This is a genomic window from Bradyrhizobium sp. Ash2021 (assembly GCF_031202265.1).
Lineage (GTDB): Bacteria > Pseudomonadota > Alphaproteobacteria > Rhizobiales > Xanthobacteraceae > Bradyrhizobium.
On sequence record NZ_CP100604.1, the window covers coordinates 3,513,992 to 3,538,165 of the forward strand.

Annotated in this window: 17 protein-coding genes and 1 pseudogene; 9 read left to right on the forward strand and 9 right to left on the reverse strand. The window is 62.6% G+C overall.

Annotated features, from left to right (window positions below; genetic code table 11):
- Nucleotides 1-13: 13 nt before the first annotated feature.
- The gene (locus NL528_RS16655; RefSeq protein WP_309183769.1) at nucleotides 14-1,057 is read right to left on the reverse strand and encodes an LLM class flavin-dependent oxidoreductase; all 1,044 of its coding nucleotides are present in this window, start codon (nucleotides 1,055-1,057) and stop codon (nucleotides 14-16) included.
- A gap of 1,030 nt (nucleotides 1,058-2,087) precedes the next feature.
- Nucleotides 2,088-2,375, reverse strand: a complete 288-nt coding sequence (locus tag NL528_RS16660; RefSeq protein ID WP_309183771.1) for a hypothetical protein — start codon at nucleotides 2,373-2,375, stop codon at nucleotides 2,088-2,090.
- 81 nt (nucleotides 2,376-2,456) lie between these two features.
- On the opposite strand from NL528_RS16660, the gene NL528_RS16665 reads away from it, so the two are divergent.
- From NL528_RS16665 to NL528_RS16675, 3 genes are all read left to right on the forward strand, one after another.
- On the forward strand, nucleotides 2,457-3,854 hold the full coding sequence (locus NL528_RS16665) for a CoA transferase (RefSeq protein ID WP_309183772.1): 1,398 nt from the start codon (nucleotides 2,457-2,459) through the stop codon (nucleotides 3,852-3,854).
- Nucleotides 3,855-4,001: 147 nt separating this feature from the next.
- On the forward strand, nucleotides 4,002-5,246 hold the full coding sequence (locus NL528_RS16670) for an efflux RND transporter periplasmic adaptor subunit (RefSeq protein WP_309183773.1): 1,245 nt from the start codon (nucleotides 4,002-4,004) through the stop codon (nucleotides 5,244-5,246).
- 30 nt (nucleotides 5,247-5,276) lie between these two features.
- Nucleotides 5,277-8,399, forward strand: a complete 3,123-nt coding sequence (locus NL528_RS16675) for a CusA/CzcA family heavy metal efflux RND transporter (RefSeq protein ID WP_309183774.1) — start codon at nucleotides 5,277-5,279, stop codon at nucleotides 8,397-8,399.
- Between the two features lie 49 nt (nucleotides 8,400-8,448).
- Here NL528_RS16675 and NL528_RS16680 read toward each other — a convergent pair whose 3' ends face one another.
- Both NL528_RS16680 and NL528_RS16685 read right to left on the reverse strand, forming a co-directional pair.
- Nucleotides 8,449-9,366, reverse strand: coding sequence for an amidohydrolase family protein (locus tag NL528_RS16680; protein WP_309183775.1), 918 nt, complete (start codon nucleotides 9,364-9,366; stop codon nucleotides 8,449-8,451).
- A gap of 113 nt (nucleotides 9,367-9,479) precedes the next feature.
- Nucleotides 9,480-10,085: an alpha/beta fold hydrolase gene (locus NL528_RS16685; protein WP_309183776.1), complete on the reverse strand. Its 606-nt coding sequence runs from the start codon at nucleotides 10,083-10,085 to the stop codon at nucleotides 9,480-9,482.
- Nucleotides 10,086-11,090: 1,005 nt separating this feature from the next.
- On the opposite strand from NL528_RS16685, the gene NL528_RS16690 reads away from it, so the two are divergent.
- The 3 genes from NL528_RS16690 (at nucleotide 11,091) to NL528_RS16700 (ending at nucleotide 14,870) form a co-directional block, all read left to right on the forward strand.
- On the forward strand, nucleotides 11,091-11,765 hold the full coding sequence (locus tag NL528_RS16690) for a TetR/AcrR family transcriptional regulator (protein WP_309183778.1): 675 nt from the start codon (nucleotides 11,091-11,093) through the stop codon (nucleotides 11,763-11,765).
- A 322-nt stretch (nucleotides 11,766-12,087) separates the two neighbouring features.
- Nucleotides 12,088-14,019, forward strand: coding sequence for an autotransporter domain-containing protein (locus NL528_RS16695; RefSeq protein ID WP_309183779.1), 1,932 nt, complete (start codon nucleotides 12,088-12,090; stop codon nucleotides 14,017-14,019).
- An 80-nt stretch (nucleotides 14,020-14,099) separates the two neighbouring features.
- Complete coding sequence (locus tag NL528_RS16700; protein ID WP_309183780.1) at nucleotides 14,100-14,870, forward strand: SDR family NAD(P)-dependent oxidoreductase; 771 nt, start codon at nucleotides 14,100-14,102, stop codon at nucleotides 14,868-14,870.
- A gap of 73 nt (nucleotides 14,871-14,943) precedes the next feature.
- Here the strand turns inward: NL528_RS16700 and NL528_RS16705 are convergent, their stop codons facing one another.
- Nucleotides 14,944-16,386 carry a TolC family outer membrane protein gene (locus tag NL528_RS16705; protein ID WP_309183782.1) on the reverse strand — a complete coding sequence of 481 codons (1,443 nt, stop codon included), beginning with the start codon at nucleotides 16,384-16,386 and terminating at the stop codon, nucleotides 14,944-14,946.
- Between the two features lie 238 nt (nucleotides 16,387-16,624).
- Here NL528_RS16705 and NL528_RS16710 point away from each other — a divergent pair, with 238 nt between their 5' ends.
- A complete protein-coding gene (locus tag NL528_RS16710; protein ID WP_309183783.1) occupies nucleotides 16,625-18,487 on the forward strand; it encodes an acetyl-CoA hydrolase/transferase C-terminal domain-containing protein in 1,863 nt (620 codons plus the stop codon).
- A 141-nt stretch (nucleotides 18,488-18,628) separates the two neighbouring features.
- Here the strand turns inward: NL528_RS16710 and NL528_RS16715 are convergent, their stop codons facing one another.
- Together NL528_RS16715 and NL528_RS16720 are read right to left on the reverse strand one after the other, a co-directional pair.
- Entirely contained in the window at nucleotides 18,629-19,408 is a 780-nt protein-coding gene (locus NL528_RS16715) for an enoyl-CoA hydratase (RefSeq protein ID WP_309183784.1), read from the reverse strand.
- A 200-nt stretch (nucleotides 19,409-19,608) separates the two neighbouring features.
- Nucleotides 19,609-20,250, reverse strand: a complete 642-nt coding sequence (locus NL528_RS16720; RefSeq protein WP_309183785.1) for a hypothetical protein — start codon at nucleotides 20,248-20,250, stop codon at nucleotides 19,609-19,611.
- Between the two features lie 331 nt (nucleotides 20,251-20,581).
- Between NL528_RS16720 and NL528_RS16725 the strand changes: the two genes are divergently transcribed.
- Nucleotides 20,582-21,127 carry a sigma-70 family RNA polymerase sigma factor gene (locus NL528_RS16725; protein WP_309183786.1) on the forward strand — a complete coding sequence of 182 codons (546 nt, stop codon included), beginning with the start codon at nucleotides 20,582-20,584 and terminating at the stop codon, nucleotides 21,125-21,127.
- 2 nt (nucleotides 21,128-21,129) lie between these two features.
- Entirely contained in the window at nucleotides 21,130-21,768 is a 639-nt protein-coding gene (locus NL528_RS16730) for a DUF1109 domain-containing protein (RefSeq protein ID WP_309183787.1), read from the forward strand.
- 58 nt (nucleotides 21,769-21,826) lie between these two features.
- On the opposite strand, the pseudogene NL528_RS47110 reads toward NL528_RS16730, so the two are convergent.
- Nucleotides 21,827-22,932: pseudogene (locus tag NL528_RS47110) on the reverse strand (DUF2336 domain-containing protein).
- A gap of 58 nt (nucleotides 22,933-22,990) precedes the next feature.
- On the reverse strand, nucleotides 22,991-24,139 hold the full coding sequence (locus NL528_RS16745; RefSeq protein WP_309184928.1) for a GGDEF domain-containing protein: 1,149 nt from the start codon (nucleotides 24,137-24,139) through the stop codon (nucleotides 22,991-22,993).
- Between the last annotated feature and the right edge of the window lie 35 nt (nucleotides 24,140-24,174).

Consider the following 24,174-nt stretch of genomic DNA (forward strand, 5'->3'; position numbering starts at 1 on the left):
CTGGCTGGATCGATCAAGCAGCTTCCTGCGCGAGCATGTCCCGGACCAGCGGCACGACCTTGCGGCCGTACAGTTCGATGCTGCGCATCAGCTTCTCATGCGGCAGCGGGCCGGCCGAATATTTCAGCTGAAAGCGCGCGATGCCGAGCGCCTTCGCGGTGGCCGCGATCTTTCGCGCCACCGTCTCCGGCGAACCGACATAGAGCGAGCCGTGATCGGCCTCCTGCACGAACTCGTCGCGGCCCATCGGCGGCCAGCCGCGCTCCTTGCCGATGCGATCGCGCATGGTCTTGTAGTCGGGCCAGAGCTCCTCGCGCGCCTGCGTGTCGCTATCGGCGACATAACCCGGCGAATGCACGCCGATCGGCTTGACCGGGCGGCCGAACTGCTTGAAGGCGCGGTGGTAGAGGTCAACATAGGGTGCGAACCGCTTCGGATCGCCGCCGATGATGGCCAGCATCAGCGGCAGGTCATAATGCGCCGCGCGCACCACCGACTCCGGGCTGCCGCCGACGCCGATCCAGGTCTTGAGCGTGCCGTGTTCGATCGGCGGAAACACATGCTGGTTATTGAGCGGTGGGCGCAGCTTGCCCTGCCAGTTCACCGCCTGCTGCTTCAAGAGCTCGGTGAACAGATCGAGCTTCTCCTCGAACAGCCCTTCATACTGGCGCAGGTCGAAGCCGAACAGCGGGAAAGATTCGGTGAACGAGCCGCGGCCGAGGATCACCTCGGCGCGTCCGCCTGACACCGCATCGACGGTCGCAAACCGCTGGAACACGCGGATCGGATCGTCCGAACTCAGCACCGTCACCGCCGAGCCGAGCCGGATGCGACGGGTGCGCGCGGCGATCGCCGCCAGCACCGTTTCGGGCGAAGAGATCGCGAAGTCGGCCCGGTGGTGCTCGCCAAGGCCGATAAAGTCGATGCCGAGCTGGTCGGCCAGCACCGCCTCCTCGATGACGTTGCGGATCACCTGCGCAGGCGGCAGCGGCGAGCCGAGCGCATCGTTGGTGACGTCGCCAAAGGTATCGAGCCCAAATTCGAGCGGGGTGGTCATCTGTCGTATCCGGTTGTGGCATGCCTTTTGGCATGCGTTAGCGCATCGCGCCGTGAGTTTTCAATATGCGTGAACGGGAGGAGCAGGCTGCGACGCCAAATCCTCGACCCGGACGAAGGGCGCCGCGTTCTTATTTGGTTACGAGCTAATAGTCGCTCGCTGTCTGGCAAGACTGCGCTGGGAAACACAGGGTTTCCGCAGGCGACGCAATAAGACTGCATGATTTGGAGCGGTTCATCCAGTGATTTGCCCCGCAGATTGCCCGACGGGCAAATCAGTGATTTTCTGTCAAGCCAATGCCAAGAAAATATTCCGCTTGTCGCGTCGGGCAAATCAGTGATTTGACTCCGCCCGTCTCACCCGACAAGAGGGGCGGCTCGCGATCGTCACGAAACGCGTGGTGGGATGCGGTGGACGCGAAAGCTGCGACTGACGAGCGTGGCCGATGCGGACGGCGAAGTCGCGTGGTCCTGACGCCCCGATGCTGGCGTCAAGTTGGCGGAAGTATCCCGCCGATGACGGTGGCAAGAAAGCCGGTCACCGGGGAGAGCGCGCTATAAGCCGTAAAACCATTGCGCAGGGAAGGCCGGATGCTCTCCGCTGAACCTGTATGCTCGTGTGCGCATTTTCTTGTGCAGCTTGCACACGAGACCGCGGGTGCAGCGCGCACCCGGCTTTCCCTGCGCCCTCTGTTTTCGAGAGGGACAGTGTTCTGGCAAACCTCGGACGCATCGCGCCGCGAGAATGCGGATTTATGTTTGCGGGATGTAGCAAGCCGTCATTGCGAGCGAAGCGAAGCAATCCATTGCTCCGCTTGCGCTGATAGATGGATTGCTTCGCGGAGCCTGTCATCGGGCGCGCATTCGCGTGACCCGTTGGCTCGCAATGACGTGGACAAGTCGGTGCCATCCCATTCGTCGTCGCCCGCGAAAGCGGGCGATCCAGTATTCCAGAGACGCCAATGATTGAACCGAGAGGCCGCAGCGTACTGGATTCCGCGCATGCGCGGGGAATGACAGCCAATGCTGCGCTACTCCGGCGCCGCTCCCACCGGTGGGCCACCGGGCGGCCGGTGCAAAAATGTGATCGACGCAAAGGCACCGATCCACGAACCGACCGCCGCAAACCCGACATAGACCCAGTTTTCGGTGTAGCTGATGACGGCATAGGACGAGAGCAGATACCAGACGCTGCTCCAGGTCGCGGCCGGCACCCGCTTGCGCGCCACCACGGCCGAGGTGAACATGACATAGACCGCGTCCGTTGCGGCGGTTGCAAGCAAGACGGCACCGGCGGTGAGGGGATCGATGGCGGCCATTGCAGTTCCCTCCAGGGTGAGGCAGAGCTTGTCGAAAGCTAGAGAAGAGGGACGGTGATGCAAAGCCCCAAGGAAAGCCGCATGGAAAGCCCCAAGGAAATCCTCTCCGATATCTGGACATCGGCCGGCGGTGATCCGGCCGCGCTCGACGCAGTCAAGCTGACCGGTGACGAAGCGCAATTGCCGTCGTCGTTTCGCGTCGCTGCCGCGGCGCAGACCAGCGTGGCCGCGACCGGACTGGCGGCGGCGCAGATCTGGAAGCTGCGCAGCGGGCAAGGCCAGGACGTCGCGGTCGATATGCGTCATGCCGTGGTCGAATGCCGAAGCGAGCGCTATCTGCGGGTCGACGGCAAGCCGCCGCCGCCGGCATGGGATGCGATCGCTGGAATCTACAACACCCGCGATCAACGCTTCGTGCGGCTGCACACCAATTTCAGGCATCACCGCGACGCCGTCTGCAAGGTGTTGAACTGCAAGCCCGAGCGCGACGAGGTGCAGGCGGCGCTGATGCAGTGGGACGGCGAGGCGTTCGAGACCGCGGCCTATGCCGGCGGTTGCGTGGTTGCGTTGATGCGCTCGCATGAGGAGTGGTCGGCAACGCCGCACGCAAAAGCGCTGGCGGAATTGCCGCTGATCAGCATTGAGAAGATCGGCGACGCGGCGCCAAAACCCTGGCCCACCGGCGATCGGCCGCTGGCCGGCATTCGCGTGCTCGATCTGTCGCGCGTGATCGCGGGGCCGGTCGCGGGCCGTACCCTCGCGGCCCATGGCGCCGATGTGCTGTTGATCTCCGGTCCGGATTTGCCGGCGATTCCCTGGCTCACCATCGACACCGGCCGCGGCAAGCTCACGAGCTTTGTCGAATTGAGGAGCGAGCAGGGCCGCGGCGCATTGCGCGATCTGTTGGCAGAGGCAGATATCTTCTCTCAGGGTTATCGGCCGCACGCGATCGCCAGGCTCGGCTTCTCGCCGGACGAGGCGGCCAGCATCAATCCCGGTATCGTCTATGTGACGCTGTCGGCCTATGGCCGCGCCGGTCCCTGGGCGGAGCGCCGCGGCTTTGACTCGCTGGTGCAGACCGCGTCCGGTTTCAACCATGCCGAAGGCCAGGCCGCGGGCGTCGACGGGCCGAAGGAATTGCCGGCGCAGATGCTCGACCACGCCACCGGCTACTTCATGGCGTTCGGCGCCATGATGGCCAAAGCGCGTCAGGCTCGCGAAGGCGGCAGCTGGCATGTCCGGGTGTCGCTGGCGCAAACCGGGCGGTGGCTATGGAATCTCGGCCGCGTCGCCGACGGTTTTATGACCGAGGATTTGAAGGGAGAAACGGTGATGCCCTTTATCGAGGAAGTCGCGTCGGGCTTCGGACCGCTGCGGTCGGTCAGGCATTCGGCGGTTTTGTCGAAAACGCCCGCCTTCTGGGCTCGGCCGGCGATGCCGCTCGGCAGTCATCTGCCCCAATGGCCGGCGCGCGGTTGAAGTCCTCGGGGCTTGTCTCTCGAAACTTTAACGACAAACGCTAAGGCTAATCGCGTTTTTTAGGTTGTTTGAAATATCAATTGGGCACTATTAGCGCACCGCAGGGGCAGTCCTTGCCGGAAACATCGTCGACTTGATCCGGACCGCATGCTGAACGAATTTAACAAGCAATTGCAGGCGCTTAGCGGGAAACGACAGGCGGCGGCCCTGGCGTTGCTGGGGTTTGCCGCCGCGGCCATTTACGGGTTCGTGCATCTCAACGGCGCCAAGCAGGCGCATTCGGAGGTGTCCAGCCAGTCCCGCAAGGGATTGCAGCGCTACACGCCGACGCCGGCCGAATGGGCCAGCCTGAGCTTTCAGCCGGTCGCCGAGCGGGCCTTCCGCGCCGAATATGTCACCGAGGGCAAGATCGCGATCGATGAGGATCGCTCGACGCCGGTGTTCTCGCCCTATACCGGCCGGGTCACCAAATTGCTGGTGCGGCCGGGCGACAGCGTCGTAAAGGGCCAGCCGCTGTTCGTGATCGAAGCCGCCGACACGGTGCAGGCGCAAAATGATTACATCGCGGCCATGACCAGCCTCAACAAGGCGCAGTCCGCGGTCGATCTCGCGAAGATCCAGGACACGCGCGCCAAGGACCTGTTCGAAGGCAAGGCCGTTCCGCTGAAGGACTACCAGCAGAGCCAGGCGACGCTGATTCAGGCGCAGAACGATTTGCGCTCTTCGCAAACGGCGCTGGAAGCCTCAACCAACAAACTACACATTCTCGGCTTCAGCGACGAGGACATTGCCACCTTTCGGCAAAAGGGCCGCATCAATCCGGAGACCACGGTTTTTGCGCCGATCGCGGGCACCGTGGTTCAGCGCAAGGTCGGCCCCGGACAATATGTCTCTACCGGCGCCAGCGACCCGGTCTATGTCATTGGCGATCTCTCCACGGTCTGGCTGGTCGCCTTCGTCCGAGAGACCGACGCTGCGAAGGTCTCGGTCGGGCAGGACCTCAATTTCAATGTCATGGCGCTGCCGGGGCGACCTTTGTCGGCACGCATCAACTATGTTGCCACGGCGATCGATCCTGCGACGCGCCGGCTCCTGGTCCGCGCCACGATCGATAATAAGGACGGTCAGTTGAAGCCGGAAATGTTCGCCAATGTCACGCTCTACTCCGCCAGTGATCATCCCGCCGTTGGCGTGCCAAAGCAGGCGTTGATCTATGAGGGCGACAAGGTCCGGGTCTGGGTCGCGCACGACGACAAGTCGATCGAACTGCGCAACATCAAACCCGGCCTCACCAACGGCGATCTTGTCGAGGTGATGGACAATTTGAAGCCCGGCGAACAGATCGTTACAAGGGGCAGCCTGTTCATCGACCGCGCTGCATCCGGTACGTAACCCCTTAAGCCTTTGAAAGCTCCGGTCTGAATGGATCGCCTTGTCGCCCTTGCAGTCAGCCGCCGCTATTTGATGGTCGGCATGTTCGTCGCGGTGTTCGTCGGCGGCCTGATCGCGTTCAAGCAGCTCAACATCGAGGCCTATCCCGACCCGACCCCGCCGATGGTCGACATCGTGACGCAAAGTCCGGGGCTGTCGTCGGAGGAGATCGAGCGGTACATTACGATCCCGATCGAGACCCAGGTCGCGGGCATCAAGAACCTTCGCACCATCCGCACCATCTCGCTGTACGGCTTGTCCGACGTCAAACTGCAGTTCTCGTTCGACTATACGTATGACGAAGCGCTGCAGCAGGTGTTGAACCGGCTGTCGCAGCTTGCGCCGCTGCCGGGCAACGTGCAGCCGGGAATTTCGCCGCTCAGCGCGATCGGCGAAATCTACCGCTACCGGTTGAAGGGGCCGCCAAACTACAGCGTGCTCGACCTCAAGACGCTGCAGGACTGGGTCTTGCAGCGCCGTTTCCGCGCCGTGCCCGGCGTGATCGACGTCACCGGCTGGGGCGGCAAGACCAAGACCTATGAGCTCCAGGTCGATTTCAACAAGCTGGTCGCCAACGGACTGACGCTGCCGCAGGTGCTGCAGGCCGTCAGCAATGCCAACATCAATGTCGGCGGCAATACCGTCAATATCGGCGCGCAATCCGCCGTGGTCCGCGGCGTCGGCCTGATCCGCTCGATCGACGATCTCAACAGTACCATGGTATCGCAAAGCGGTGGCAATCCGGTGCTGGTCAAGGACATCGCAACCGTGACTGTCGGTGAGAAACCGCGGCTTGGCATCGCCGGAATCGACGATGACGACGACATCGTGCAGGGCATCGTGCTGATGCGGCGCGGCGAGCAGAGTTCGCCGACCATCACACGAGTCGAACAGGTCGTCGCCTCCATCAACAATTCCACCATCCTGCCGCCGGGCGTACAGATCGAGCGCATTTACGACCGCAAGGACCTGATCGATCTCACCACCGCAACCGTGCTGCACAACATGGTGGTCGGGATCCTCCTGATCGTGCTTCTGCAATGGATTTTTCTGGGCGATCTGCGCAGCGCGCTGATCGTCGGCGCCACGATCCCGTTCGCGCTGTTTTTTGCCGTGATCATCCTGGTGCTGCGCGGCGAATCCGCCAACCTGCTGTCGGTCGGCGCCATCGATTTCGGACTGATCGTCGACGCCACCGTCATCATGGTGGAAGCGATTTTCCGCAGGTTGTCGCAAACGACCGCGCTGTCGGAGGCCGAGGAGAGCCACATTTCCTACGACACGGCCATGGGGATGAAGAGCCACGCCATCCTCTCCGCCGCCGCCGACGTGTCGCGCTCGATCTTCTTTGCCGCCGCCATCATCATCGCCGCCTTCCTGCCGCTGTTCACGCTGAGCGGCGTCGAAGGCAACATCTTCGGGCCGATGGCGCGGACCTATGCGTACGCGCTGGCGGGCGGGATGCTGGCGACGTTTACCGTCACGCCCGCGCTGAGCGCGATCATCCTGCCGTCGCATTTGGCTGAAACCGAAACCTGGATCGTGAGGAAGCTGGACCAGCTTTACGTACCGGTCCTGAATTGGGCAATCGCGAACCGAACGATCATCATGGCCGGCGCCGCGGGTCTCGTGGTCATGACCATCGTGTTCTCGCGGCTGCTTGGCCTCGAATTCCTGCCCAAGCTGGAAGAGGGTAATTTATGGATTCGCGCTACGCTGCCGCCGACGATTTCGCTGCAGGAAGGCAACGCTTACGTCAACGAGATGCGGAAGACGATCCGTGCCCGGCCCGAAGTGGAATCCGTGGTCTCGCAGCACGGACGCCCGGATGACGGCACCGACGCCGCCGGTCTGTTCAACGCCGAATTCTTCGCACCGCTGAAGCCGGTAAGCGAATGGCCGGGTACCCATGACAAGGAAGAATTGACCGGCCAGTTGCTGGCCCAGTTGCAGGACAAATTCCCCGGTGTCGAATTCAACTTCTCCCAATATCTGCAGGACAACGTCTCGGAGGCGGTCTCGGGCGTCAAGGGCGAGAACTCGATCAAGCTGTATGGCAACGATCTGCAGGCGGTGAGCGACACCGCCAACAAGATTAAATCCGTCCTCTCGACGGTACAAGGCATCACCGACCTGGCGGTGTTCACCTCGCTCGGCCAGCCCACCATCCAGATCGATATCGATCGTGCGCGCGCCGCCCGCTACGGCCTGGCGCCGGGCGATATCAACGCCACCATCAAGGTCGCGGTCGGCGGCGACAGCGCTGGCGACCTCTATGAGCCCGGCAGCGACCGGCATTTTCCGATCATCATCCGCCTGGCGCCGGAATACCGCAAAAGCGCCGAAGCGATCCAGAACTTAAGGATCGGCGTGGCGGGTCCGAACGGCGGAATTACGCAGATACCCCTGAGCGAAGTCGCTTCGATCAACCTGGTCTCGGGCGCGGCCTATATCTATCGCGAACAGCAGGAGCGCTATCTGCCGATCAAGTTTTCGGTGCGCGAGCGCGACCTCGGCAGCGCGATCCAGGAAGCGCAGGCAAAGGTTGCGGAACAGGTCCAGTTGCCGCCGGGATCGCATGTCGAGTGGGTCGGCGAGTTCGGCAATCTGCAGGACGCCATCAAACGCCTGTCGATCGTGGTGCCGATCAGCCTCGCGCTGATCGCGGTGCTGCTGTTTCTCAATTTCGGCTCGATGGTCGACACCATGCTCGCCATGAGCGTGATCCCGATGGCGATCTTCGGCGGCGTGTTGGGGCTGTTGATAACGGGCATTCCCTTCAGCGTGTCGGCCGCGATCGGCTTCATCGCGCTGTTCGGCATCGCCGTGATGGACGGCATCATCATCCTGTCGCAGTACAATCAGCTGATCGACGAGGGTTTTGACCGGGTGCGCGCGGTGATCCGCACCGGTGAATTGCAATTGCGGCCGGTGTTGATGACCTGCGTGGTGGCGGGCGTCGGGCTGTTGCCGGCCGCGCTGTCGACGGGGATCGGATCGCAGGTGCAAAAGCCTCTCGCGGTGGTGGTCGTCACCGGCATGATGCTGGCGCCGCTCGTCATCCTGGTGACGCTGCCGGTCCTGATCTCGGTGTTCTCGCGCCGGGCGCGATGATTTTTCTCGCGGGTTGTCCACGACCGCAGATGTCGCAACGCGATTCTGCTTATCCGAACCCGTAAAGCCGCGCCGGGTTGTCGACCAGGATCTTGTTGCGGATCGCGGCATCCGGCGCCCAGACCGGGAGTTGGTTGAGCAGGCGGCCATCGTCGATCTGGAGCAGCGGAGTGACATCCGTGACTTTCCGGCCGGGGACGGAATCCGGATGCGGCCAGTCGGTGCCCCAGACGATGCGGTCGACATTGGCCGCGATCAGCGCCTTGGCCAGCGGCGCCGCGTCGGCATAATCGGGACCGAGTTTCGACGCCCGGTAGGCGCCGGAGATCTTTACATAGGCCTTGCCCGACTTCACCAGCTCCAGCAGGTCGGCAAACCCCGGCTGGTCGAGGCCGAGTTCGGCCTGCGCACCGCCGAAATGATCGAATACGACCGGCACCGGCGAGGCGGCGACGAGGTCCTTGATCGCGGAGATCATGGCAAGACTCGTGAACAGCTGCACATGCCAGCCGCGTGCCTTCACTCGCTCGACCGCGGCCGAGAAACGCGGCCGGCCGACGGTCGGATCGTTGACGCCGCCGGTGGCGAGATTGAGCCGAATACCGCGAAAACCCTGCTTGTTCATGGCGTCGAGATCGCTCTCCGGCGTGTTGTCGTCGATCACGGCAACCCCGCGCGCGGTCGCCCCGCGCGCCTTCATGCCGTACAGCGTGGAGGAGTTGTCCGGTCCATAGACGCTCGGCGTCACGATCACGACACGCTCGATATGCAGTGCCTTGTGCAGGGCCGACATCTCTTCGGGCGAGGCCAGCTCCGGCGTATAGACGCGGCCCGCGAAGAACGGGAATCTCTCGGGATCGCCGTGGATATGGGTATGGCAGTCGCAGGCGCCGGCGGGAATGTCGAAATTCACCGGCGTTGAGGGCTGCGCGGCTTTCGAAAGCGCGGATCTGTCGTTCATGGTCATTCGGCTCCGGCCCCGATCTTTTGTTTCGGTAACATGCACCAGCTAATCGAACCAGCCGCCTTCCGGATTTGACTAATCCTTCCCGCCCCCGGACACTTCGGCATCACTTGGAATCAATCATGCGAAAATTCTCTCAAAAATTCAAAACCGGCGTGTCGGTCGCCGCCGTTTGGCTGCAGCAACAGCGGCGGATCGGACGGTTCTGACGTCAGACCGAGCGCCGCGTCGACCAGTACCAGCGCGCGTGCGCGCGCCGGATACCGCATCACGAGTTCGGTCGCTGCCCCCGCGCCAAAGGAATGGCCGACAATGATGGCAGGCGCAGCTTGCAGCCGGCCCAGCACATCGTTGACGCGCGCGGCCTGATCCTGCCGCGTGTAACTGCCCGGCCGGTCCGAGAATCCGAATGGCGGCAGGTCGAGTGCGATGACGTGAAATCCGGCCGCGGCGAGCGCATCGATGGTGCGCCGCCACAACTCGCTCCACGCTGCCGTGCCGTGAAACAGCACCACGGGAACGCCGCTCGCCGGACCCTTTTCCTGCACGAACACGCCGCCCGAGCTCGTCGGCACCAGATGGCCGGTCGGTGGGGCAAGCTCGGCGCGTGGACCGGTTTCGCGCAACGATGCGGCCATCCGAAATGAAGCGATCGCAAGGATGATCAGGGCCAGCAGCACAAGCAGGGTCTTGGCCGACCAGCGCAGGATGTTGGAGATCACGGGGCCTCGCAATACGGTTCAATCAACGGCGGGGGCGGGCGATGCAGAAAGCGTAATGCGACAGCATTTAATGAATTACCCCCAGAGCCGATTCAGTGCGCCGCGGCTTCTCGGTTCAAACATCAACCGCCAGCCCCGTCATTGCGAGCCACCGGGTCGCGCGAACGCGCGCCCGATGACAGGCTCCGCGAAGCAATCCATCGTGCGGCATAAAGAAAGAGTGGATTGCTTCGTCGCAAACGCACCTCGCAATGACGAATTCATGACGCACCTCCGCGTTCCCGCGGCGCGTTTCGCCCGGGCCTTGCAAATCGTTTCGCCCTAAAGAGAGGGCGCAGGGAACGCCGGGTGCTTGCTGCACCCGCGGTCTCGTGTGCAAGATGCACAAAGAAAAACGCACACGAGCATACAGGTACAGTCGGAGCATTCCGGCGTTCCCCGCGCAATGGTTTTACGGCTTATGCCGCGCTCTCCCCGGCGACGAATTCGTGTTGTCACCGTCGTTGGCGGATTGAAGGTTTTTCCGAACCCGGTTGGATTCACAAAACCTCCGCCGACTTGACACCAGCAACGGGTGCCAGGACCACACGGTTTTGCCGTACGCCTCAGCGCCGTTCGTCTGGCGCGCGATGGTCGCTCACGGGAGACCCGCCCTGCGATCTCGTTCGCGCCCGACGCCGCTGCGTCCACCGCATCTCATCCCAACGTTCGTGACGACGGCCGACGCCCCTCGAGCGGAATGAGACGGCGGAGTTATGCCCTTGATTTGGGGGGAGATGGGAAGAGGAATATTTTTGTTGGAGGGTCTGGACAGGGCAAATCACGTTGAATCGGCTCGATAAATCAGCGTTTTCGAGCGACGGAATTGCTGCCGGTTTGATGGACGGACACCGGGATCGGGTGTTTCATGGCGTCGGAGGCGGGCCATATAGATCGCCGAACCGAATCGAGAGTTAAGTGCACCGTAATTCCAACTCGAAGGTTTGACGATGAACGACGTCGCATATGGCTAAGCGGATCTACGACAACAGCGGCAGGAAGGCGGAAGCGGAAAATACCCGCTCTCAATTAATTGCGGCAGCTCGGAAGATATTGAGCGAACGCAGTAGTCGGACGCCGTTTTCGATGGATGCGGTGGCAAAAAAGGCGGGCGTGGCGCGCGCAACGGTCTATTTACAGTTCGAGAACCGGGGGAGTCTGCTCGAAGCTGTCTTCGACACGATCGCCAACGAAGGGGGGTTGGGTGTTTTGCCTGAGGCCTTCACAGAACCAGATCCTGTGGAGGCGTTGAAAAAATTCACGTCCGTTTTTGTTAGGTTTTGGATCGCGCAGAGAGAAGTTTGGCCGCGCCTCTCGCGTGAATTAGCGGATGACGAAGCGGCAGCGCGATTGACGGCTCGATCGGAGCGCCGCCGCCGCGGCATAGCCGTCATTGTTGGTCGCCTTGCTCAGAAACTGACGCTCCATCGCGCCGACGATCTAATCGATGCGCTTTACGGAATGACGAGCTACGAATTTATTGGTCAATTGATAGCGACCGAACGCTCGGAGGCCGAGGTGGAAGCGTTGATGCTCGACCTGGTCGAAGCCGTTATCCGGTCGCTCTGTTTCGCCAAGTCAAAGCCGCTTCGAAATAATGAAGACTCCTCGGTTTTGGCCAATCCTCGGCGAACAAGGTAGGGCGAACTTTCGGTCAACGCCACAACGCGTTGCCTGGCGGCGTGGCCGATGCGCAGGCGACCTCCACACCGCCATCCTCGCGAACCCGTGTGGCGTGTGCGCCGCTTTTTTTCTTCGTCGCCGAAGCCCAACATTGAATAGACATATTGTCTGAATGACCCTGAGATGGTCAACAAAAAGCACAAATCGCTTATAATTGTGCAAATATTTAAGTAGACAATAAGTCTAGTTAATATCATCATCCCCGCCGTTTGAAACGTCAACGAACAGCGTGGGGGAAATTATGGCTCGGGGTAAAATCACTGCACCGCGCAGTTGCGGAGTGACTATCGCCGTATTTCTGGTGGCATCGGCGGCATTTTGTCTTGAGTCCGCCAAAGCTCAGACTGCATTCACGAGGACGGTGGCGTTCGGCGACAGCTTTCCCGATACCGGGAACGCTATCAAACCGCTTCTGGATCTCTATAAGTCGGATCCCGTCAAGTTTGCCTATCTGGCCTACTATGTTGGTCTCTATTCGACCGGACGCTTCAGCGGCGGGACCAACTATGTCGATACGGTTTCGACTCTGTTGGGCATCCCGCAAGCAAATCAATTGAACTTTGCCTATGGCGGCGCGAAGACCGACAATACCAATGCGCAGCCGGGCCAGCCGGGGTTTGCGCAACAATGGGGACTTTTCGCTGGTCCGGGGGGCTTGCGAATTGCCCCCACCGATCTGGTCCTTCTGAATGTTACCGCCAACGACGCGCTCCAATATGCTTCGCCGCCGGGAGGCTTTTTTCCGAGCGGGATCGGCGGAACGATGGCCGGCGTGCCCGCGGCAGCGGGTTATGCCGCGACGCAAACGTTGGTCGGGATCAATGCGTTGGTGGCCGCTGGAGCTCGCAACATAGTATTCACTGCGCTGGATACCGGCACGTTTCCCCTGGCTACGGCTGATCCGGTGCATGCCCCGATCGCCTCGGCATTCAACCGGACCGCCAACTCGATCATACAATCGGGCCTTTCCTCCGTCGCGGCCACCGGCGTTCGCGTCGAGTATTTAGACACGAGCCTTATCCTGAACAAAATCCGATCGAACCCGGCAATCTACGGGTTTACCAGCGCTGGGGCATGTACGATGGCGTGCTACGGCAATAGCGCAGAGCAATTCAAATACCTCTTTTACATAGACGATACTCACCTCACGTCACATGGTTTCGCGGTAATCGGTGAGTACATCATCAACCGACTGAACGCGCCAATGACGTTTGGGCCGCAGGCGGAAACCGGCGCGATGGTCGAGATGACATTCGCCCAATCGTTGTTCGCCCGCCTCGACATGTTCGGCGGCACCGCCCAAAGCGGCGGTTTCCAGCAAGCGATGGCGTACTACCCGTCGCCCCTTGCCAAGGCTCCGCCGGCACAGCCACCGGTTGGCTCGCCTGTTTCGGTCTATATTTCGGTCGATGGCGGCGGTGGCGACCAGCAAAGCACCGCGACGGCATCGGGTTACAAATTCACATCCTTCGGTGGTTCGGTCGGCGCGGAATATCAACTGAGCGCCAATGCAATTGTCGGCGCGGCGTTCAACTATTCCAAACCAACGATTGTGCTGGGTGACGGACGAACCAAAACTGATACCGACTCTTATCAATTTGGCCTATACGGCGGCTGGACCAGTGCCAACTTCTTCGCGCAAGGCATCGGCATCGTCGGCTTCCAGAATTATCACAACATCCGGCCGGGAGTATTCGATCTAATCTCATCGAGCCCGGACGGCACCACCCTCGCCGTCGGCGGCAAGGTCGGTAAGCTATTCGATTTCGCTGGGGGTCGCGCCGGACCGATCGCCGGACTGATTTATGGACGCACCCGGGTAGATAACTACACCGAGAGCGGCGACGCTGCACTGACGCTCAGCGTAGGCAAGCAGACCAGGGAGGCGCTCGTTGTCAGCGCTGGTGCGCAATTCCGCTTTCCTGGCACGTTGCCTGCGTTCAGATTAGAGCCGTTCATCAATTTGACCGCCGAGAGCGACGTTTTGGGAGATAGCCGACTTATCCAATACGGCGCGACTTCCGCTCCGATCATCGTCAATACTTTGAATATCCACGACGGCAACTCCCAAAACGTCTATGGGCGCGTCGCAGGCGGCGTATCAGGCACCATAAATTCGCGGATGTTGGTTCAGGTGTTTGCGAACAGCACCTTCGGCCGCCGGGGCGGCGACGACTACGGAGGCCAAGCAGCACTCAAAATTGCGTTTTGAACCGCTTCAGTATGACCAGCATCGGTTCGCGATTCGTCGTTGCCCATCGATGCGTTTCTTTTAGGAAATGGAGACAGCCTTTGAGCAAGCCGACGTACCCCGATCTGAAGGGAAAGATAGCGTTCGTTACCGGTGGATCTGGTGGCATCGGCGCTGAGACCTGTCGCTGGTTGGCAGATAATGGCGTCAAGGTTGCCGTCAGCGGACGCAACGAAGAAGCGCTAGACCAAGTTGTGGCTGAATTGAGGGGGGCAGGCGCCGAAGCGGCAGCGATCCCAGCGGAATGCACAGATGCGCAATCGCTGGAGCGTGCGCGGAGTGATGCAGAAAAGCGCTTAGGGCCAATAGACATTCTTGTCGCATTCGCAGGCGGCGGCACTGCCATGCCCGCGCCAGTCGAAATGACCTCCGAGAGCGATTGGCGGTCTGGTATCGATCACAATCTTACCGCGACGTTTCTGACGCTGAAGACATTCCTTCCCGGCATGAAGGTGAGACGGTCGGGTTCTATTCTGACGATGGCGTCGACCGCTGGCCGGTCCTCCTCACCAGCTTCCCCGGCTTACGCTGCTGCAAAGGCCGGCGTAATCATGTTGACCCGCCATGTGGCACAGGAGGTTGGTAGCTTCAATATTCGCGCCAACTGCCTCTCGCCTTCCGCCATTCTCACCGAACGCACAGCTTTGCATATGCCTGAAGGGAAAAGATCGCAGATTGCTGCCCTGCACCCGATTTCCAGGCTTGGGATTCCGGCTGACGTTGCCGCCGCCGCACTCTTTCTCGCCTCGGAAAGTGCCTCGTGGATCACCGGCGCCACGATCGACGTCGCAGGCGGGAGGTTGATGCACTGATAAATGTTCGATTGGCCGCGGAGGGTCCGAGCAAGCCTGGCCTCTCAACCTTCAGATTGCCGAAATACCCGACCTACTGCCCCGACGGCGTACGCAATCCGTGCCAGGCGTCGCGCACCTGGTGGTAGTGCACCTCCGGCAGGTAGTCGGGCGTATTGAGCGCGAGCGTCTTGACGTCGAGCCGGCCGATGGCGCTGAGCAGCGTATAGGAGGCGATGACGCGGTCGCGCAGCGCGCCGATCAGCCGCGCCCTGGCCGAGATTAGGTCCTGCTGCGAGTTCAGCACGTCGACGGTGGTGCGCTGGCCGCCGGCGGCTTCCTTCTGCACGCCCGCCAGCGCGACCCCTGCGGCGCGGACTTCGGATTCGGACGCCGCTACCGCGATCTTGGCGCCTTCATTGGCGACCCAGGCGCCGACCGCCGCAGTGCGGGCCTGATTGCGGACCTGCTCGAGCACCTGCCGGCTTTGGGCGGCGACTTCCTTGGCCTGCCGGGTCTGCGAGGCCGCGGTGCCGCCATCGTAGATCGGCTGCGTGAGCGTACCGACCACGGAGGCCTGGTCCGTTCTGAACGTGCTCAGTGTCGGGTCAGAATCGCTGCTGTGGCTGGCGCTGCCCTGCAGGGTGATGGTCGGCATCAGGCTGCTTTCGGCAACATGAATGCTCGTCGAGGCGACATCGACGTCAAAACCCGCCGCCATCACCGCCGGATGCTCCTTGAAGGCAAGGCCGGTGGCATCGTCGCGGCTGCGTGGCAGATAGCGGTCGACGGTTTCGGCGGGGCGCAACTGCGCGGGCGGGTTGCCGATCACCTGGGTATAGGTCGCCTGGCTGATGGCGAGGCTGACCTCGGCGGCGTTGAGATCGGCGAGGCCCCGGTTGAGGCGCGCCTCGGCCTGTGCGGTATCGGTCGGGGTCACGTCGCCGGCGTTGAGGCGTTTTTGGGTAATGCCGAGGGTTTCCCGCAGGAACGCCACATTGGCGCGCTGCGCCTCGACCAGCGACTGGTTGGCCAGCACATTGGTATAGGCGGTGACGGCGTCGAGCAGCACGCCCTGACCGACATTGCGCAGCGCCTCGCGGCCGGACCGCACCTGCAATTCCGCCACCCGCACGCTGTTGGCGGTCTTGAAACCGTTGAACAGCGTCTGCGTCACGGTCACCCCGATCGTCCAGGGTTTCAGGGTCGCCGATTGGAACGTATTGTCGGGCAGAAGGTTGCGCACCGCCTGCAAGCCGGCGCTCAGGCTGGCGATTATCTGGGGTCGATAACCCGCCAGCGCCTGCGGCACGTTCTCGTCGGTGGCGCGCTGGCGCGCCCGTTCGGCATTGAGCTGCGGGTTGGTCTGATAGGCCTTGGCCAGCGCCTCCGGGAGGCCCTCGGCCCGAGCCGCGGTAGCGGCAAAACTTAAAGCCACCGGCGCGGCAAACGCGGCGCAAATCAGCACGCCAAGACAAATGCCCGATCGAAGCACGCGCCTTCCAACGTGGCCAATTCTAGCGGCACGCCCAACCATGTGATCCCGTAACAACCCTGGCCGTCCGGCCCCGCCGACAACCTCGACACATTTACCTGTTTAGGGGGCGGCGCCGCCACAGGCAAACGGCCGCGCGACATCCGCACATCAATTCAGTGCTTGGCTGTTGCCGGTTCGTCACAGACGAACAGCCGCCATAAATGCGCTATAGCTCCCAAGCGGCTGCGTCCGATTCCAGGGCGGATGGCCATGCAGTCGTGCCACGGGTCCGCATTTGATGCCAAAGCTGTTTTCCGACCCTGAAGCGATCGCGGAAGACGTCATCCGCGATGTCGGAACCAACCTCGTGGTCGGCTTGCCGCTCGGTCTCGGCAAAGCCAATCACATCGTCAATGCGCTCTACGCCCGGGCCGCCGCCGACCGCTCCATCAACCTGACGTTCTTTTCCGCGCTGACGCTGGAAAAGCCGAAACCGAACAACCTGCTGGAACGGCGTTTTATCGGGCCCGTGATCGACCGGCTGTTCGGAAGCTATCCGGATCTCGCCTACGCCGACGCGCTGCATGCCGGCGCATTGCCGCCCAACATCAAGATCATCGAGTTTTTCTTCCTGGCGGGCCGGTGGCTGCATGTGCCGTTCGCGCAGCAGCATTACATCTCCGCGAACTATACCCACGCCGCGTCCTATTTGCTGGCGCGCGGGCTCAATGTCGTCACCCAGCTGGTGGCCAGGCGCGTCGTCGATGGCGCCGCGCGCTATAGCCTGAGCTGCAACACCGATACCACCCTGGATATATTGCGCGCCCGTGCCGAAGGCCGGGCGTCGTTCAAACTCATCGGCCAGGTCAATTCCGAACTGCCGTTCATGCCGGGCCTGGGCGACCTGCCGGGGCAAGAGTTTTCCGCGGTACTCGACAGCCCCGAGACCGACTTTCCGCTGTTCGCGCCGCCCGCCGAGCCGATCAGCGACACCAAATACGCCATCGGGCTTCATGCCGCGGGCCTCGTGCGCGATGGCGGCACGCTGCAGATCGGCATCGGGCAGGTCGGCGACGCGCTGGCGCAGGGGCTGGTGGTCCGCCATCGCGACAACACGCAATTCCACGCCATCATGAAGCGGCTTGCGCGGGGAAACGAGCAGCTCTCGGCGCTGGAGACCGGACCGTTCGAGAAGGGGCTCTATGGCGTCAGCGAAATGCTGTTCGAGGCGTTTCTGGGCCTGATCGACGCCGGCATCATCAAGCGCGACGTCGACGGCGTGATGCTGCACGGCGCGTTCTTCCTCGGGCCGAAATCGTTCTATCGCGCGTTGCGCGAGATGCCGCCCGACCAGCTCGCACGAATCCAGATGATGCCGGTGTCCTTCACCAACGAGCTCTACGGTGACGAGGCCGCCAAGCGTCGCGCGCGCGTCGACGCCCGCTTCGTCAACAATGCGATGATGGCGACCTTGATGGGGGCCGCGATTTCCGACGGCCTCGACGACGGTCAGGTGGTGAGCGGCGTCGGCGGCCAGTATAATTTCGTGGCGCAAGCGTTCGCGCTTGCCGGCGCGCGTTCGCTGCTGGCCCTGGAGGCGACGAGGCCGGCCGGCGCCAGGACGCAATCGAATATCCGCTGGAACTACGGCCACGAGACCATCCCGCGGCATCTGCGCGACGTCTTCGTCACCGAATACGGTGTTGCCGATACAAAAGGAAAATCCGACGCCGACGTGATCGCGGCGATGCTGCAGGTGACGGATTCCCGCTTCCAGGCCGAACTTGCGCGCCTCGCCAAGGATGCCGGCAAGCTGCCGAAGAATTTTGAAATTCCGGCCGCGCATCGCGAGAATTTTCCCGAGCGGATCGCCGAGGCCCTGAAGCCTGCGCGCGAAGCCGGCCTGCTGCCGTCGTTTCCGTTCGGCAGCGATTTCACCGAATCCGAGCAGCGGCTGATCCCGGCCTTGCAGGTGCTGCAGGACGCGCAACGCACGCCGCTGCGGCTGCCGGGATTGTTGTGGCGGGGGCTTTTCCGGCAGCAGGATGCGGCTGATAGCGAATGCCTGACGCGGCTCGGACTCGACAAGCCTGTGACGTTGGCCGAGCGCGCCTATCGCGCGCTGGTCAGTGCGGCGCTGGTGCGGAGCCGCAAGGACTGACGGGGAATACCGTCATTGCGAGGAGCGCAGCGACGAAGCAATCCACACTTTCTTTGCGGCGCTATGGATTGCTTCGCGGAGCCTGTCATCGGGCGCGCATTAGCGCGACCCGTTGGCTCGCAATGACGAAAAGGAACAATCCTACCTGTTCTTGTTCACGGGCTTGCGCTTTTCGATGAACGCCGCCATGCCTTCGGAGCGATCTTCCAGCGCAAACGTCGAGTGGAACAAATTGCGCTCGACGTTCATGCCCTCCGACAGCGGCGTCTCGAACGCGCGGTTGATGGCCTGTTTGGCCATCGCGGCGGCCGGCTGCGACATCGAGGCGATCTTTTCCGCAGCCGACAGCGCCTCTTCCATCAATTTGTCCGCCGGCACGACCCGGCTGACGAGGCCGGAGCGCTCGGCTTCCGCGGCATCCATCATCCGTCCGGTGAGGCACAGATCCATCGCCTTGGATTTGCCGATCGCGCGCGTCAGCCGCTGGGTGCCCCCGATGCCGGGGATGGTGCCGAGGGTGATTTCCGGCTGGCCGAATTTAGCGGTGTCGGATGCGATGATGATGTCGCACATCATGGCAAGTTCGCAGCCGCCGCCGAGCGCATAGCCGCTGACGGCCGCGATCGTCGGCTTGCGGCATCGGGCGACGCGGTCGCCGCCGATAGCGGCGAAATCGCTGGAAAACATGTCGATGAAGGTCTTCGGCTGCATCTCCTTGATGTCGGCGCCGGCGGCAAAAGCCTTTTCGTTGCCGGTGAGCAGGATGCAACCGATCTTGTCGTCGGCCTCGAGGTCATCGACGGCGGCGGCGATCTCGCGAAACACGCCGAACGACAGCGCGTTGAGCATTTTCGGGCGGTTCAGCGTGATAACGCCGACCGCGCCTTTGCTCTCGACGATGATGTATTCGAATGTAGCCATGGTCCACCCCGGTGCCTGATTTCGCGGGCAATGTGCCTGCTGCCGGGATGGGCTTCAAGTGGGGGACAAAACCTTGTCCCGGACGCGGTGCAGCGCTTTTGCGCTGCTCCGCAGAGCCGCGACCCATAATTCCGTTGCACTGCTTTAGGCCCCGGCTCTGCAGCGCAACGCTTACGCGCTGCGCCGGGGCACGAAACTACTCACGCGATGAACATGCGTGCGGCGGAGGCCATCGTCAGCAAGGCGCCGAAGGCGATGAAGATCTTCCCGATCAGCGACGTCTGATCCCAGGTCGAGCTGTCGCTGCCGGAGGCCAACACCCGGGCGGCGGGCGCAGCCTTCGCGTTGGCCATCGCAACCGTCTGGGTTGACGGCAGCGGGCTCTGTTGCAATGCCCGATCGACATCGTTGAGCTCATCGGAGGCGACCAGCTCAGCGTCGGGGGCGGCCTGAGCGTCGGCCGGCCTGTCGGTTGTGGCCATCAGCATCGTGCTGGCCTTCGCCGACATTGCCCAGGCGCTGTCGGCGGGGGCGTCAGCGGACGTCAACTGCGCGTTGGCGTTGGCGACCGAAGCCGGGATCGCGGCGGGCGCATTGCCGGCGGCGTCGGCGACATCGGCCTTCCTGGTCTCCTCGGATTTCGAGGGGGCCTTGCGATGCGCGGACCGTTTCCAGTGCCGCGTGCTCGGTTTGACGGCATTGCCGGCCGTTGCGCCGTCCGATTTCAAAATAGTGGCCGCGCTGTCGGCGCTGGCTGCCATTGTCTGCGACGGCGCCGCGAAACACACGAACAGTCCTGTCGCCAGTATCAACGCCGAGCGCCCGCTGGCTTTGATCTTCATGTGGCAATCTCCCCATTTGCCCGTCCCCGAAGGCGAAATGAGACCCCGCTGCGTGTCCACAGCGGGGCAAAAAAAGGGAATCTTCGGGCTGGACCGGGCGAAAGCAGGGCAACAGCGCCTGGCTCGTTGCGGGCGGACTTCCGCCGTGGCGGCGGCGGGTGCGAGGCGGCGCAATCGATGTTATGAGCCTGCCAGGATGGAATTGGCTGTCTCGATTCCCCGAGGGGCCGTTCGACCATCTCGCCGAGGGATCCTCGATCACGACTTCGTGATAATCGGGTTCCGACGTAACAAATTGAAAGATCGACCGAATTGCAATGTGGGAGCGCGCGTGCGCGAAACTGAGGACGAATGGACCGGCCTGATGCGGTCGGCCATTTCAGGCGACGATGCGGCGTATCATCGCCTGCTCAAGGCCGTCACGCCGGTGCTCCGGGCGGCGGCGCGGCGCGGCTTGGCGCGGGCAGGGCAACCGGTCGATCAGTCCGAGGACATCGTGCAGGACATTCTACTGGCAGTGCATTTGAAGCGGCATACCTGGGACGCCAGCGCTCCGTTCGCCCCGTGGCTGTTTGCGATCGCCCGCAACAAGCTGATCGATGCGCTGCGCCGGCGCGGAAGACGGATTTTCGTCAATATCGACGATTTCGCCGAGACGATGCCGGGCGAGGCGGTGGCCGAGACCGCTTCGGCGGGCGAGGTCGCCGCCCAGCTGCAGTCGCTGCCGGCCCGTCAGCGCGACGTGCTGCAGGCGATCGCGGTCGACAGCGCCTCGATCAAGGATACGGCTGCTAAATTTGCGATGAGCGAAGGCGCGGTGCGGGTGGCGCTGCATCGCGGCCTCGCCAGCCTGACGGCGAAGTTACGGGGACAGTGAGAATGGATACCGATCAGCTCATTCGAACCCTTGCCGCAGACAATTCGTCCCGCGCGCGGCCGGTCGGCTTTGCGCTCATGCTGGCGCTGCTTGCCGCGGCTCCGGTCTCGTTGCTGATGTTCTTCACCGAGCTCGGCGTCCGGCCCGACGTCATGATTGCGATGCGCAACCCGTTCTTCGACCTGAAGTTCGCGGTGACGCTGGCGCTGGCGATCTCGGCGATGGTGGTCAGCCTGCATCTGTCGCGGCCGGAGGCCTCATTGCGCGGCTGGGGCTGGCTGCTGCTGATCCCGGCCGGAATCCTGACCGCAGGAATCGTAGGCGAGATGATGATGCCGCAGCGGCTGCCGATGATGACGCGGCTCGTCGGCAGCAATTCCAGGGTATGCATGACCGCCATTCCGCTGATGTCGTTGCCGATCCTGGCAGGGGCATTGATCGGCCTGCGTCACGGCGCACCGGCGCGGCCTGCGGTCGCCGGCGCCGTTGCCGGGCTGTTGTCGGCAGGACTGGCGGCGACGCTCTATGCGTCGCATTGCACGGATGATTCACCGGTGTTCGTTGCGACCTGGTACACGGTATCAACCGCGCTGGTCACGGCGATCGGCGCGCTGGCCGGATCGAAACTGCTGAGGTTCTGATTTTTCGTTGTCCCGGCCTTCGCCTGGCCTTCGCCGGGACGACGCTGCACTTAACAGCTCACGCCGCCGGCATGTTCTGCTGCATGCGGTGGAAGCGCAGCACCTGCTGTGCGGTGGACGGCCGCAGCCGCTCATAGGTGTCCTTGCAAGCCGCGAGGTCGGTCGGGTCGCCGCCTGACAGCTCGTCGCGCATGTTGATGATCAATTTCACGGTCGACCACGACAGCCCCGCGACCTTCGCCAGGATCATCACGCCTTCGGCCCGGGTTTCGATCATCATGTTCTCGGCAATCGTCACCGGCACGTTGGCGAGTGCCGCGATCGACGCGTTGGCTTCGTCGAATTTGCCGGCATCGGCGAATGACGCCACCTGAAATTCGTCGAGCCGTCCGTCCGCGTGCAGCGACTTGACGAGCGCGTGGGCGATCTCGGTGTTCCGGGTGATCGCCGAGGGCGGGCGCGCGCGCGCCGCGTCGCCTCCCTGACCGCCATCGGCACTTCGCCCGCCTGCTGCGGGTTGGCGGCTTCCAGCCGCTGCCGCACGATGTCGGACGCCTTCGCGAGCAGTTTCAAATAGAGGTGCCGCGGAATGGTCGGACGGAGGCCGACGCAGGTCGCGAGGTTATCGTCGCCCTCGGCGCGGTTGACCAGCCGCGTAAAACCGCGCTCGGTGAACTCCGCGCCTGGATTGTTGACGGTGCTCTGGACCACCTCGTCGTTGCCGCGCTGCACCAGCACATCGGTTACCGCGCCGCTCAGCACTTTTCGCGTCGAAATCGCCATCAAATGCGCCTGGCTCTTGCTGCGCGCATTTTCGATCAGGGTTTTGTCGTCGAGCCGCGCCGATTGAGAAAGCACGGGTCCGGCAACCTCGATGACGTCGTCGAATGCCAGTGTCCGGATCGTCAGCGGCGGCGCGGTGTCGATCGGGGCGAGACGGTTGGCAAGCAGCGACTTGGCGGATGTCTCGATGTGATCCATCAGGCACTGGAAGACATCGTCGAACAGCCCGATCTGTTCGTCCGAATAATCCACCACGCCGTCGATAAAGAGATCGGTTACCCGGCGCAGGGTCTCGACCCGGCGCGCGACGGTTCCGTGCGCGAGCGTGGACTGCAGCTCGTCGAGCAGGTTTCCGGGGGCGGTAGCAGACTTCGAACTCATGACTCTGTCCTGGAGTGTATGGCGGTGATGGCTTCTCCGTCACCGGAAACTGAAAATGTCAGGCGCTGGCGATGCGATTGCGTCCCCGTGCCTTGGCTGCATAGAGCGCGCTGTCGGCGCGCGCGAGAAAACTGTCCGGGGTCTCGTTCGGCCTCAGCGTCGCAACCCCTGCGGAAATCGTTACCTTCATGCCGGGCGAGAATGCGCTCCAGTCGAGATCGGCGATAATCGCGCGCAGCCGGTCCAGGGCGCGTATGGCATTGTCTGCGGCCATATCGGGCAGCACCAGCAGGAATTCCTCGCCGCCATAGCGGCCGAACCGGTCGACGCCGCGGATATTGGCGAACATGGTGATCGCGAACGTTCTGAGCACTTCGTCGCCGGTCGGGTGGCCATAGCCGTCGTTGATGCGCTTGAACCAGTCGAGGTCGATCAGCGCGATCGAGCAGGGCGATGCGCTGCGGCCGGCGCGGGCGATTTCCTCGTCCAGCATCCGCATGATGCAGCGGCGATTGAACGATCCCGTCAGTTCATCGAGTTCGGCGAGCTCTTCGATACGCTTGTAGGCTTCCTTGAGCTTCTGCCCGCTCTGATAGAGCGATTGCTTCATCGAGCTGGAGAACATTCCGACGAACATGCAGCGCCCGATGGTCAGGATGAACACCAGCATGGTGGCAACGCGCTCGAGATAGCTGCCGTGCGGCATCGCGATCGGTTTGTCGGTCAGCAGGAACAGCCCGGACAGACCGAGCGCCATCGCCGTCCAGATCATCATCGTTTGCCGCGGCGTGGAGCGCAGCGAACTGAAGCTGAACACGACGAACAGGGTGCACAGGAACATCACGCCGACTTCGGGCGCGATCCAGGTGAAGACCAGCATGATCATCATGTTGGTGGTCGACTGCGGCGCGACCAGATAATGGTCCTTGAAGCGCTCGTTGAAGCCGAGTTCAGAGAGGGTGATGCTGCAGGCGGTCAAGGTCAGGCCACAGGCGGCAAAGGCAGGGCCGATCATGAGCGGGATCGTGCCGGCATAGGCATAGAGCATCAGCACCGCGGCATCGACGACATAGCTGGCGCCGATCATTCCCTGGATCTGGCGCCGCTGCTTGGCGCGGCGCATTAGTGCTTGCGCCGTCGGCCTGATACCCACGCCGTCCAGTTCGGCCGCAATCGGATTCAGGAATGAGGACGCAGCGGTGCCCATGGTCTCGCCGTTGGTGGAACCCAATAAAAAATCTA